This is a genomic window from Escherichia sp. KCJ4928 (assembly GCF_004352695.1).
Classification (GTDB): Bacteria; Pseudomonadota; Gammaproteobacteria; order Enterobacterales; family Enterobacteriaceae; genus ECMA0423.
In genome coordinates this window covers 1-12,439 of sequence record NZ_SJWV01000002.1, presented here as the reverse complement: position 1 = coordinate 12,439, position 12,439 = coordinate 1, and the positions used below count along the sequence as shown (strand labels likewise).

Genomic DNA, 12,439 nt, shown 5'->3' with positions numbered 1-12,439 from the left:
CTTTTGGCGAAAAAAAGACCCGCAGAGCGGGCCTTGAGATAAGCAGAAAGGAATATCTTACAGAACGTCGATCGCGTTCAGTTCCTGGAATGCTTTTTCCAGACGAGCAATCATCGAAGTCTGACCGGCACGCAGCCATACGCGCGGATCGTAGTATTTCTTGTTCGGCTGATCTTCGCCTTTCGGGTTACCCAGCTGACCCTGCAGATAAGCTTCGTTCGCTTTGTAGTAGTTCAGAACGCCTTCCCAGGTTGCCCATTGGGTATCGGTATCGATGTTCATTTTTACTACGCCGTAGCTTACGGAGTCTTTGATTTCCTGAGCAGTAGAACCGGAACCACCGTGGAATACGAAGTTCAGGCTGTTGTGCGGCAGGTTGTGTTTCTTGGAAACATATTCCTGAGAATCACGCAGGATGGTCGGAGTCAGAACCACGTTACCCGGCTTGTAAACACCGTGTACGTTACCGAAGGACGCTGCGATGGTGAAACGCGGGCTGATTTTGCTCAGTTCGGTGTATGCGTAATCAACGTCTTCCGGCTGGGTGTACAGTGCAGAAGCGTCCATGTGGCTGTTGTCCACGCCGTCTTCTTCACCACCGGTGCAACCCAGTTCGATTTCCAGAGTCATGCCGATTTTGGACATACGCTCCAGGTATTTAGAGCAGATTTCGATGTTCTCTTGCAGAGATTCTTCAGACAGGTCGATCATGTGAGAAGAGAACAGCGGCTTGCCGGTAGCTGCGAAGTGTTTTTCACCCGCGTCCAGCAGACCGTCGATCCACGGCAGCAGTTTCTTCGCGCAGTGGTCAGTGTGCAGGATAACCGGAACACCATAATGTTCAGCCATCTGGTGAACGTGATGCGCACCAGAGATCGCGCCCAGGATAGCAGCACCCTGCGGAACGTCAGATTTCACGCCTTTACCAGCGATAAAGGAAGCACCACCGTTGGAGAACTGAACGATAACCGGCGCTTTAACTTTAGCAGCAGTTTCCAGTACGGCGTTGATGGAGTCAGTACCGACGCAGTTTACTGCTGGCAGTGCGAAGTTGTTTTCTTTTGCTACCTGGAAAACTTTCTGTACGTCATCACCAGTGATTACGCCAGGTTTTACGAAATCAAAAATCTTAGACATGTCTCTTGTCCTGTATCGTCGGGCCTTATACTCATCATACTTCAAGTTGCATGTGCTGCGTCTGCGTTCGCTCACCCCAGTCACTTACTTATGTAAGCTCCTGGGGATTCACTCTCTTGTCGCCTTCCTGCAACTCGAATTATTTAGAGTATGAAAAAATGCGTGCTCTAAAAGCGCGCTGAAACAAGGGCAGGTTTCCCTGCCCTGTGATTTTTTACTTCTTAGCGCGCTCTTCGAGCATCGCTACTGCAGGCAGTACTTTACCTTCCACGAATTCGAGGAATGCGCCGCCGCCAGTGGAGATGTAGGAGATTTTGTCAGCAATGCCGAACAGGTCGATTGCTGCCAGAGTGTCGCCGCCGCCAGCGATGGAGAACGCTTCGCTGTCTGCGATAGCGTTAGCCACGATTTCAGTACCTTTGCGGAAGTTCGGGAATTCGAACACGCCAACCGGACCGTTCCACAGAATGGTTTTCGCATTCTTCAGGATTTCAGCCAGTTCCTGAGCGGAAGCATCACCGATATCCAGGATCTGCTCGTCAGCTTTCACATCGTTAACAGATTTCAGGGTAGCCGGTGCAGTTTCAGAGAACTCGGTTGCTACGCGAACATCAGACGGAACCGGGATGTTGCAGGTGGTCAGCAGACGTTTAGCTTCGTCAACCAGGTCAGCTTCGTACAGGGATTTACCCACATCGTGGCCTTGTGCCGCGATAAAGGTGTTAGCGATACCACCACCAACAATCAGCTGGTCAGCGATTTTAGACAGGGAGTCCAGAACGGTCAGTTTGGTAGATACTTTAGAACCACCAACGATAGCCACCATCGGGCGAGCAGGTTCTTTCAGTGCTTTACCCAGCGCGTCCAGTTCAGCTGCCAGCAGCGGGCCTGCGCACGCAACGTCAGCGAATTTACCGATACCGTGAGTAGAAGCCTGCGCGCGGTGAGCAGTACCGAATGCGTCCATTACGAACACGTCACACAGTGCAGCGTATTTTTTGGACAGGGTTTCGTCGTCTTTCTTCTCGCCTTTGTTGAAGCGAACGTTTTCCAGAACAACCAGTTCACCTTCAGCAACGTCAACGCCGTCGAGGTAATCTTTAACCAGACGAACCGGGTTAGACAGTTTGTCTTTCAGGTAGTTAACAACCGGCAGCAGAGAGAATTCTTCGTTGTACTCGCCTTCGGTAGGACGACCCAGGTGGGAAGTTACCATCACTTTTGCGCCTTGTTTCAGGGCCAGTTCGATGGTCGGCAGAGAAGCACGGATACGCGCGTCGCTGGTTACTTTCCCGTCTTTTACTGGTACGTTCAGATCCGCACGGATAAATACACGTTTCCCAGCAAGATCCAGATCGGTCATCTTAATTACAGACATGGTGAATCCTCTCGTTGATTCTAAAAGTTTTGCAGACGCTGCTTGCGTCTTACCTGAAAGCAACAGTAGCCATAGCTAACGTCGTGTCGAGCATTCGGTTAGCAAAGCCCCATTCGTTATCGCACCAGACCAACGTTTTGATCAGGTGTGCGCCACTGACCCGGGTTTGGGTGCCATCGACAATGGCACTGTGCGGATCGTGGTTAAAATCTACAGAGACCAACGGCAATTCCGTATAGTCAACTATACCATGAAATGCACCTTGTGCTGCTTTTTGCAGCAACAGGTTGACTTCATTGGCTTTTACAGGTTTCTTCACCGTCACGCTTAAATCGATTGCCGTCACATTTATGGTTGGCACACGTACCGCAATCGCTTCAAAGCGATCGTTAAATTGCGGAAAAAATCGTGTGATACCGGCGGCCAGTTTAGTATCGACCGGAATGATCGACTGGCTGGCTGCCCGGGTGCGACGCAGGTCAGGATGGTATGCATCAATAACCTGTTGATCGTGCATGGCGGAGTGAATTGTGGTCACTGTGCCGGACTCAATACCGTACGCATCATCTAACAATTTGATGACGGGAATTATGCAATTCGTGGTACAGGAAGCGTTAGAAACGATGCGGTGTTCCGCACGAAGTTGATCCTGATTGACGCCGTAAACAACGGTCGCGTCGAGATCGTTACTGCCAGGATGTGAAAAGAGCACTTTTTTGGCCCCGGCGGCAATATGCGCTTCGCCATGCTCGCGGGAGCCATATACGCCGGTGCAGTCGAGGACTACATCAACGCCAAGTTCACGCCAGGGGAGCGATTGCAGTGAACGTTCATGCAATACGCGGATGGCGTCATCACCAACAAAAAGTTGATCGCGTTCCTGTCGTACTTCCCATGCAAAACGGCCATGACTGGTGTCATATTTCAACAAATGCGCCATGCCCGCAGCATCCGCCAGTTCGTTGATTGCCACCACGGTAATTTCCGCACGGCGTCCTGATTCATACAAAGCACGAACCACATTACGCCCGATGCGACCGAAGCCATTTATCGCTACGCGTACGGTCATAGATCTCCTGCAAGGTTTTCCCTGAGCAAATTTGCCAGACAGAGTAATCCAGCAAATCGTCCGGGGAAACCTTACCTGTCGCAAACTGCGACTGATTGGTTAATTGTCGAACATTTAATCGACTGAAACGCTTCAGCTAGGATAAGCGAAACGTGGAATAAAAGGAATGATTGTCCAGTCAAAGAAAACAAATATCTGACTTACGTCACGTTTTCAGCCCCGCCCCTGTGGAATTTATTCCACTTTGCAGAATCACGAATAAGCGTAGCAAAATCTTTTCGTTGTGCCGTCACAAACCCTGACTTATATCAGAATATGACTGATGCAGCGTCGATATTATCCGCAATACGTCCGAGTTTCGGAGTACTCCAATGATGACATTGCCCTACCCATATTCTTCCTCCGCACGCTTTTACGCACTGCGCCTGCTCCCCGGGCAGGAAGTTTTTTCCCAGCTACACGCTTTTGCACAGCAGCAGCAACTTCATGCCGCCTGGATTGCAGGCTGTACCGGTAGCCTGACTGACGTCGCCTTGCGCTATGCCGGGCAAGAAGGCACCACGCTCCTGAACGGTACATTCGAAGTGATCTCACTAAACGGCACGCTGGAACAGAGTGGTGAGCATCTTCATCTCTGCGTTTCCGATCCACACGGCACGATGCTTGGCGGTCATATGATGCCCGGCTGTACCGTGCGGACCACGCTTGAACTAGTGATCGGTAGCCTTGAGGAACTGGCGTTTAGCCGCCAACCTTGCGCGCTTTCTGGTTACGACGAGTTGCATATTTCCCCCGTTAAATAACTACTTTCAGAGAGGTTTTCTTATGGCGCGTAGCCACTTTTCCAGTCAGGCACTGGTGTTGATCGTTATATCTATCGCCATCAATATGATCGGCGGGCAACTGGCCAGCATGGTCAAATTACCTATATTTCTCGACTCCATCGGCACCCTTATTAGCGCGGTACTGCTTGGTCCGGTGATCGGGATGCTAACCGGCTTACTGACCAATTTACTCTGGGGATTGCTGACCGACCCGATCGCCGCCGCATTTGCCCCCGTCGCGATGGTCATCGGCCTGGTCGCCGGTTGGCTGGCGCGAGCGGGTTGGTTTCGCACCCTGCCAAAAGTCGTTGTCAGCGGCGTGATTATTACGCTTGCGGTAACGGTCGTCGCTGTACCGCTGCGTACTGCGCTGTTCGGCGGTGTCACCGGTAGCGGAGCCGATTTGTTCGTTGCCTGGATGCACTCTATGGGGCAAAACCTGGTGGAGTCGGTGGCGATTACGGTGATAGGCGCGAACCTGGTCGATAAAATTCTTACAGCGGTGATTGTCTGGCTTTTACTGCGCCAGCTGCCGATTCGCACCACGCGCCATTTTCCGGCAATGGCTGCCGTGCGCTAAATGCATCCATTTACCTCATTAACACTATGGGCATTGGCGGCCTGCACCACGCTTATCCTGCCCGCGCAGACCATTTTGCCGATCTATAGCGCGGCGACCTTTTTTTGCCTTATTGCGCTAAAGGCCACGCGGCGGCGGGCAAAATATGTCGTCTGGCTGATGTTCTCGCTGGGAGCCGGGCTGTGGCTGGTACACGGTGGCTGGCTAACAGAATGGCTAAGCGGCACGCCGCGTTCGCCAGAACGGTGGTCGCATGCTATTACGCTCTGGTTGCGGATTCTGGCGATTGTTTCAACCTCACAGTTGTGGATGCAGTACGTCCCCGTGCAATGTTTGATCCGCGCTCTGTTTGCTTCTCGCCTGCCGCCAGGCGTCGCTTATCTGTTTGCCGGGCCGTTATTGGTCGTTGAGCAGTTAAAACGGCAATTAGCGATTATTCATGAAGCGCAGCGTGCCCGCGGCGTGCCGCTGGATGAGGGCTGGTATCAGCGTTTACGTGCGATGCCCGCGTTAATTATTCCGCTAACACACAATGCGCTTAACGATCTGGCTGTCCGTGGTGCGGCGCTGGATATGCGGGCATTTCGGATCCACAACCGACGAACAACGTTGTGGGCACCAGCCGATAGCACCCTACAACGCGTAGCGCGTTACACCATGATCTTGCTGATGCTGACAGAATTCGGAGCGTGGATATGGTTACGTTAGAACAGTTCCGTTATTGCCCGACACACTCAACGCATCCTCCGTTCTGTTATGACTTTCACTATGTCAAACCGGGGATGGTCGCCATCTTTGGTGACAACGGCAGTGGCAAAAGTACGCTGGCACAGCTGATGGCGGGCTGGTATCCGGACTTTCTGCCAGGAGAGATAACAGGCACGGGGACGCTCCTCGGTACGCCCATTGGGCATCTCCCGCTTAATGAACAATCCGCCACCATCCAGCTCGTCCAGCAATCGCCCTATTTGCAGCTCTCCGGCTGTACCTTTAGCGTGGAAGAAGAAGTTGCCTTTGGGCCAGAAAATCTGTGTCTTGCTGAAGCAGAGATTATGGCGCGGATTGATGCCGCCCTGACTCTGACCGAGTGCCAGCCGTTGCGCCATCGTCACCCGGCAACACTCTCCGGTGGAGAGACACAGCGCGTGGTCATCGCCTGCGCCATCGCGATGCAGCCAAAGCTCTTAATTCTTGATGAAGCCTTTAGCCGCCTGACTCCGCAGGCCAGCGAAATGCTGTTGCAGCGCTTACAACACTGGGCGTTTGAACGTGGTTCGCTGATTATTCTTTTTGAACGTCATCGCACACCTTTCCTGAACTACTGCCAGCAAGCGTGGCAATTGCAAAACGGAGCGCTCCAGCCACTATGTTAACGTTAAATAAGATATCTTATCGCTGGCCTGGCGCGGCAACGGATTGTCTTTGCGACATTTCTCTGCAACTCAAACAAGGTGAATGGTTGGCGCTGACCGGCGACAATGGCGCGGGAAAATCGACGCTGTTACGAGTAATGGCAGGTCTTCTTACGCCCACAGCCGGTACGGTTATGCTGCAACAACAGGCGATGAAAAACCTGAAAAACCGCCAGCGCGCGGCAAAGGTTGGCGTACTGTTTCAGGAAGCGGAAAACCAACTTTTTCACAGCACCGTCGCTGACGAGATCGCATTTGGTTTGAAACTGCAAAAATGCCCGGCGGATGAAATCACTCAACGTACCCATGCTGCCCTGCAATGTTGTCAGTTAGCAGACACTGCCAACTCGCACCCGTTGGATCTGCATAGTGCGCAGCGACGGATGGTCGCCGTCGCCTGCCTGGAAGCACTCTCTCCGCCACTATTGCTGCTGGACGAGCCGAGTCGGGATTTTGACGAAAATTGGTTGAGCGTGTTTGAAAGCTGGCTGGAGAAGTGCGGCCAGCGAGGCACGAGCGTCGTAGCAATCAGTCATGACGCCGCATTTACCCGGCGTCATTTCTCTCGTGTGGTGCGACTGGAAGATGGTCTAATCAGGAACGTTAATCCACCAGACGATATTCACCCGTAGCGGTCATCATTAAGGTCAAATTTGCAGGCAGACTCTCTTCCAGCACCCGGCGAACATTCGGCCCGTCGGTACGGTCATAAAAAGCTTCTGCGTCTGCCAGCGATACCCCTCCCGCCAGCTTGCGCCCTACCAGTCGTTCCCGCAACGCAGTAGCTGGCGCGTTGATAAAGATCGAGAAATCACAAAATTGCGCAAGCTGGCACCACTTCTCGTCGTCCAGCAACAACCAGTTTCCTTCGACGATGACGAGTGGTGCGGTAACGTGCAACGCATCTTCAACAGGATCATGCTTTTGTCGATCATACTGCGGCCACGTACAATCCCCTTCCACTACCTGGCACAGATTTTCCGCCAGTTTCGCAACGTCAAATGTCTCTGGTGCGCCTTTGAAGGGGCGCAATTGATGCGCATCCAGCCAGCTATTGTAATGGTGAAAACCATCCATCGGGAGCGTCTGGATAGCGGGTAATTCAGGGTCTTGTTGCGCGAGATATTCCCAGAAGGTAGTTAAGGTAGATTTACCCGTCCCCGGCGGAGCGCAAAGAAAAACCACCGTACGTCGCTGCGGACTTACCGTCTGTAAGGCCGCCAGCATACGCAGCAACGGTTTATGCACGCGTTCTATCTCTTCATCATGGTACTGCGCTTGCACGTTCAGCCCATTCACCGTTAATTCAATTTTCACGGCGTTAATTCCTTTAAGGTGGTCGTTACTGCCAGCGTCAGCGCCGTTTTGACCATTCCGCTAAAACGCGCCTCTGACCAGACGGCGAAATCGGCGAACTTCATCGCTTTTAACGCGTCATAGAGCGTCGCATTGCAGGTTATGCTATTGACGTTGCTGATAAAATCCCAGGTCATGTCATCGGCAAATCCGGGCGTTTCATCCTGTTCGTTCAGGTAATGCCAGTACTGGGAAAAGTGCGTGATATCGGCATACAGCCATTTATCCATTTTCCCCAGCGCATAAATCAAACGCAGCGCAACATCAATATCGTCAAGCGGGCCGCTTTGGGCGAGTAACGGCTTCACTGCATATTCGACGATCTCTTCATCGTTATCGACAAACAGCGACGGCAGAAACTGGCGTATCCCCTGGAGCAAAATAGAATGCGCAGTTTTCATAAATGAAAATAAATTGTCCTGTGCATCCAGTTGCTCAAGCACATCATCTTCTGTCAGCGTCGCCATTGGTCTTCCGATAGATCACCATCAATGCAGGGAGTCTATTATATTACACGTTTGGTCCGCGCCGCCGATCAGTAATGTCTGCGTCCGCACCCCATTCGCCGTCTGTTGGATACCGTTCACCAACTCGCCGCCCGTCACGCCCGTAGCGCTAAAGAGGATATCGTTCCCCCTCACCAGTTCATCGAGCGAGTACACACGGTTAACGTCAACGCCCATTGCCTTACAACGCTTGCGCTCCTGCTCTGCAATCTGCCGATTTTCCGTGTAATCCCCTTTAGCCTGACAAAAGTCAATCAGCTCGGCCTGCATATCCCCACCTAATGCTTTAACGGCACAGGCAGAAATCACGCCTTCTGGCGCACCGCCGATGGTGTACATCACGTCGTAAGGATTATCCTGCCAGCAGGTCAGCACGCTGGCGGCGACATCGCCATCCGGCAGAGCGAAAACCTTCACGCCCAGCTGTGTTGCTTCTTCAATCGCGGCACTCAGGCGCGGTTTATCCAGCGTAACCATGCGCAGCTTGTCCAGCGGTTTACCTAACGCCCGCGCCACGTTACGCAAGTTGTCCGCCAGAGGCAAAGACAGATCAATCGCCCCGGCAGCCAGTCGATTAACAACCAGCTTTTTCATATACATATCGGGCGCATGTAACAGGCTATCTCGAGGGGCGAAAGCCATGACCGCCAGCGCATTGCTCTGCCCCATCGCTACCATCCGCGTGCCTTCAATCGGGTCAACCGCGATATCGACTTCTGGCCCATCGCCTTTGCCCACCTCTTCGCCAATCCACAGCATCGGCGCATGGTCAATTTCTCCTTCGCCGATAACCACTCGTCCACGAAAAGCGACGTCGTTTAATGCCTGGCGCATCGCGGTGACCGCCAGGCCATCAATTTTATTTTTGTCGCCACATCCGGTTTGCGGCCAGGCAGCCAACGCTGCCTGTTCCGTAACGCGAAATAATGGCCACGCCAGGGACATCATTGCGCGGCCTCCCCGATATCAACGCCAAATTGTGCCAGCAGATATTTCTCGGCCTGTTCATTCCAGATGCCGTGCGTTTCCTCAACCAGCCGCGCCAACTCTTTAAACAGCGGATCGGTTTTGCCTTTTTCGGCAAAATCGGCAATGGCAGTGAGCGGCATGGTCACGCCGTTATAAATGAGTTTTTTACCGCCAGGGATATCCGGCAGATTGAGCACGGTATCTGGCACCGCATCCAGCCCACCGATATGCGTGACCATAAAGGACGGCTGCAACTGCCCCGTGGCGCTTAACGCAATCGCCTCTTTCATGTCGTCCGTTGAACCGCCGGATGTACCGACTACGTGCGTGCTGTTGTAATGGACGTTGTAGAAATTAAACGGCACTTTGAAGTTTTTATCCGTCGGCCCGGCAAAGAAGTTCAGACAGCCATCTTCCGCCAGTAATTCGTCAGCCATCTCAACGACAGCAGGCACCGCCGCATAAACAAAAATGTCATCGAACCCGACATCTCCTGTCAGCGCCCGCAGCGTCTGGACCGGATCGCTCATCCCTTTGGTATTCACATACACCAGCTCAATGCCTTTACTGGCCGCCAGATCCACCGGCAGCAGCTTCTGCACCTGCGCCAGGCGTTTGTCGTCGATATCGACCACCACCACCCGTGACGGTTGTATGCCACCGTTAATGGCGTAATCGATAGCGCCAATGCCCATCGGACCCGCACACGCCAGCAGTGCAATATTGCCGCCAGGTTTGACGCCCATGCGATGCTCATAAACATATTGCGTGGTGTGATAATTGGCATGATAAGCACCAATAATGCAGCACATAGGCTCTGCCAGCGACGCCGCAGCAAAATAAGAGCCGTGATACGGTAATACGCAGCCCAAATTAATGGCGATTTCGGGAATAATCATATAGGTGGCGTTACCGCCAAAATATTCGTAGCTGTAGCCTGCTGAATATCCGCTTGGTAACCCCATCGCCGGTTGCAATACAAAACGCTGGCCTTTTTTATATTTGCCAGTGAGATTTTTACCCACTTCGACAATAACCCCGGCACATTCATGCCCGGTAATGACCGGATGATTTTCTAAATCGTCGGGTACGCGTTTATGTTCACTACCGAGTAACGCCGCTTTCCAGGTCGATAAACAGACGCTGTCAGAAATTACACTCACTAACAGTTCATTATCGGTAATTTCTGGCAGTTCAAATTCGCGCAGACGGACATCCCGCTTGCCATAAATAGCAGCAACTTTGGTTTTCATTTTTACCTCTGTAAGCAGTGTTTATGTTCGGCGGTTAATTGATTAAATAAAGTGTCGAGTTTTGGATCGCCAATATAGTTATTAATCAATATCAGCGGTTTATCCGTAACACGTTTCACGCGCCCTTCCAGACTGGCATGAGTAACGACGATATCGGCATCCGCAGGCACGTTTTCTATCGCGTAATGTTTTACTTCTATTGCCAGCCCCGCTTTTTCCAGGCGTTTACGGAAGGTGGTCGCGCCCATCGCACTGGAGCCCATCCCCGCATCGCAAACAAAGGCGATACGCTTAACCCTGCTTAACGAGAATGCACCCTCTTGTTTCATCGCCTTAACCGCATTGGCTGACTGAGCAAACTCATCTTCGCTCTCCGTTTCCACCGTTTTTTCCATCTTCAGTATCAGCGAAGTAATAGCAAAGGACACCAGGGTACCTACCGTAACACCGGCAATTGTCGCCAGGAACGAGCCTTTCGGCGTCAGTGCCAGGTAAGCAAAGATAGACCCCGGACTTGGGCCAGCCACCAGACCACCGTCCAGTAAGTTAAACATCCAGGTACCAGACATACCGCCCGCAATCATGGCAATAATAGTCAGCGGCTTCATCAGCACATATGGGAAATACAGTTCGTGGATCCCACCGAGGAAGTGAATAATCATCGCCCCGGGCGCAGAACGTTTACTCATCCCTTTACCAAACAAGGTAAACGCCAGCAGCAGCCCCAGGCCCGGACCTGGGTTAGAGGCCACCATAAAGAAGATGGATTTACCGTTAACCGAAGCCTGTTGCATTCCCAGCGGATAATAGACGCCCTGATCGATCGCATTATTAAGGAAAAGCACTTTCGCCGGTTCATTGATGACTGACAGCAGAGGCAGATAACCCGCATGTACCAGCGCCTCGATACACTCTTTGACGAAAGTATTGGCAATTAACACCGCCGGGCCGATCACTTCAAAACCCAGCAGACAAAGGAGCATCCCCGCGATACCTAATGAGAAGTTATTGATAACCATCTCAAAACCGGCAGGTATGCGTTTTTCCAGTGCCTTATCGACATATTTTATGACCAACCCACCGAGCGGCCCCATGATCATTGAGCCAAGGAACATCGGGATCTCTGCGCCAACGATCACACCAATAGTACCTATTCCGCCCATGACCGCCCCGCGTTTACCGCCGACCAGATGACCACCAGTAGAACCAATCATCACGGGCAATAAATAGGTAATCATCGGGCCGACAATTTTGGCGAAATGTTCATTCGGCAGCCAACCGGTGGGAATAAATAACGCAGTTATGAAGCCCCAGGCAATAAAAGCACCAATATTGGGGATGACCATTGCAGTCAAAAAGCCCCCAAAAGCCTGGACCTTTGCACGAGCAGACTTGTTTTCCATAATATTATCCTGTAGAGGAGAGAGTAATTATCCGCGGCTGATAATGTCCGCTAATTGTTTTTCTGATGATGCTGTTAAGAGTTGTTCGAGTATTTCTTCTTCGCACAGTAATTCACTTAACGCCTGAATAGCGCCAATGTGCGAATCGGCATCGGCAGCAGAGAGTCCGATGAGTAATTTAATTGGTTCGTCATTCCCCGGAAAATAAACACCTTGTTCAAGTAATGTCAAAGACATCCCGGTTTTAAGCGCCCCACATTCCGGTCGCGCATGAGGCATTGCCACGCCTGGTGCGAGAATATAATAAGGGCCATTGTTAATGGTGGAATCTTTAATTGCCTGAATGTAATTCTCGCTGATATAGTTTTTATCCAGCAATGATACCATCGAGAAATCGATAGCTTCCTGCCAATCTTTTGCTGAATGTATAACTGAGATTGATGATTCTGGAAAATAATCACTAAGCCGCATAAATTATCCTTACTTTATTTTTAGGGTACCGTCCGGCGGTAAAAATAAAATACTCGTGCGGTTTAATGAAAGCAATTGAGC

The 12,439-nt window shown here is 51.7% G+C and carries 14 protein-coding genes; 5 read left to right on the top strand and 9 right to left on the bottom strand.

Going from position 1 to position 12,439, the window contains the following annotated elements:
- Positions 1-57: 57 nt before the first annotated feature.
- The 3 genes from fbaA to epd all read right to left on the bottom strand — a co-directional run bounded on the left by fbaA (position 58) and on the right by epd (position 3,584).
- On the bottom strand, positions 58-1,137 hold the full coding sequence (gene fbaA / locus E0D98_RS00590) for a class II fructose-bisphosphate aldolase (protein ID WP_000034372.1): 1,080 nt from the start codon (positions 1,135-1,137) through the stop codon (positions 58-60).
- Between the two features lie 214 nt (positions 1,138-1,351).
- Positions 1,352-2,515: a phosphoglycerate kinase gene (pgk, locus tag E0D98_RS00585; protein ID WP_000111269.1), complete on the bottom strand. Its 1,164-nt coding sequence runs from the start codon at positions 2,513-2,515 to the stop codon at positions 1,352-1,354.
- Between the two features lie 49 nt (positions 2,516-2,564).
- A complete protein-coding gene (epd, locus tag E0D98_RS00580; protein WP_000218480.1) occupies positions 2,565-3,584 on the bottom strand; it encodes an erythrose-4-phosphate dehydrogenase in 1,020 nt (339 codons plus the stop codon).
- 371 nt (positions 3,585-3,955) lie between these two features.
- On the opposite strand from epd, the gene E0D98_RS00575 reads away from it, so the two are divergent.
- From E0D98_RS00575 to E0D98_RS00555, 5 genes are read left to right on the top strand one after another with little or no spacing between them, the layout of a single operon-like run.
- Positions 3,956-4,387 carry a PPC domain-containing DNA-binding protein gene (locus E0D98_RS00575; protein WP_000988702.1) on the top strand — a complete coding sequence of 144 codons (432 nt, stop codon included), beginning with the start codon at positions 3,956-3,958 and terminating at the stop codon, positions 4,385-4,387.
- A 22-nt stretch (positions 4,388-4,409) separates the two neighbouring features.
- A complete protein-coding gene (locus E0D98_RS00570) occupies positions 4,410-4,988 on the top strand; it encodes an ECF transporter S component (RefSeq protein ID WP_000124312.1) in 579 nt (192 codons plus the stop codon).
- On the top strand, positions 4,989-5,696 hold the full coding sequence (locus E0D98_RS00565) for an energy-coupling factor transporter transmembrane component T (RefSeq protein WP_000553225.1): 708 nt from the start codon (positions 4,989-4,991) through the stop codon (positions 5,694-5,696). It abuts the gene before it with no gap.
- Positions 5,684-6,361, top strand: coding sequence for an energy-coupling factor ABC transporter ATP-binding protein (locus E0D98_RS00560; protein WP_000256969.1), 678 nt, complete (start codon positions 5,684-5,686; stop codon positions 6,359-6,361). Before E0D98_RS00565 ends, E0D98_RS00560 begins: the two co-directional genes overlap by 13 nt.
- Entirely contained in the window at positions 6,355-7,032 is a 678-nt protein-coding gene (locus tag E0D98_RS00555) for a sulfate/molybdate ABC transporter ATP-binding protein (protein WP_000956871.1), read from the top strand. Before E0D98_RS00560 ends, E0D98_RS00555 begins: the two co-directional genes overlap by 7 nt.
- On the opposite strand, the gene E0D98_RS00550 is transcribed toward E0D98_RS00555, so the two are convergent.
- Genes E0D98_RS00550 through cmtB form a run of 6 tightly spaced genes read right to left on the bottom strand, consistent with a single transcriptional unit; the run spans position 7,004 to position 12,358 of the window.
- Positions 7,004-7,717, bottom strand: a complete 714-nt coding sequence (locus E0D98_RS00550; protein ID WP_000687768.1) for a nucleoside/nucleotide kinase family protein — start codon at positions 7,715-7,717, stop codon at positions 7,004-7,006. The two genes, E0D98_RS00555 and E0D98_RS00550, sit on opposite strands and share 29 nt — an antisense overlap.
- Positions 7,714-8,223, bottom strand: a complete 510-nt coding sequence (gene fumE, locus E0D98_RS00545) for a fumarase E (protein WP_000224138.1) — start codon at positions 8,221-8,223, stop codon at positions 7,714-7,716. The genes E0D98_RS00550 and fumE overlap by 4 nt, the downstream gene beginning before the upstream one ends.
- Positions 8,224-8,244: 21 nt before the next feature.
- Positions 8,245-9,210 carry a class II fructose-bisphosphatase gene (gene glpX, locus E0D98_RS00540; protein ID WP_000987277.1) on the bottom strand — a complete coding sequence of 322 codons (966 nt, stop codon included), beginning with the start codon at positions 9,208-9,210 and terminating at the stop codon, positions 8,245-8,247.
- Complete coding sequence (locus tag E0D98_RS00535; protein ID WP_000853221.1) at positions 9,207-10,484, bottom strand: zinc-binding dehydrogenase; 1,278 nt, start codon at positions 10,482-10,484, stop codon at positions 9,207-9,209. Before E0D98_RS00535 ends, glpX begins: the two co-directional genes overlap by 4 nt.
- Positions 10,485-10,486: 2 nt before the next feature.
- Positions 10,487-11,887, bottom strand: a complete 1,401-nt coding sequence (cmtA, locus tag E0D98_RS00530) for a PTS mannitol transporter subunit IICB (protein ID WP_000428806.1) — start codon at positions 11,885-11,887, stop codon at positions 10,487-10,489.
- 27 nt (positions 11,888-11,914) lie between these two features.
- Positions 11,915-12,358 (bottom strand): PTS mannitol transporter subunit IIA, encoded by a 444-nt coding sequence (gene cmtB / locus E0D98_RS00525; RefSeq protein ID WP_001239650.1) that lies wholly within the window; start codon positions 12,356-12,358, stop codon positions 11,915-11,917.
- Positions 12,359-12,439: the final 81 nt, after the last annotated feature.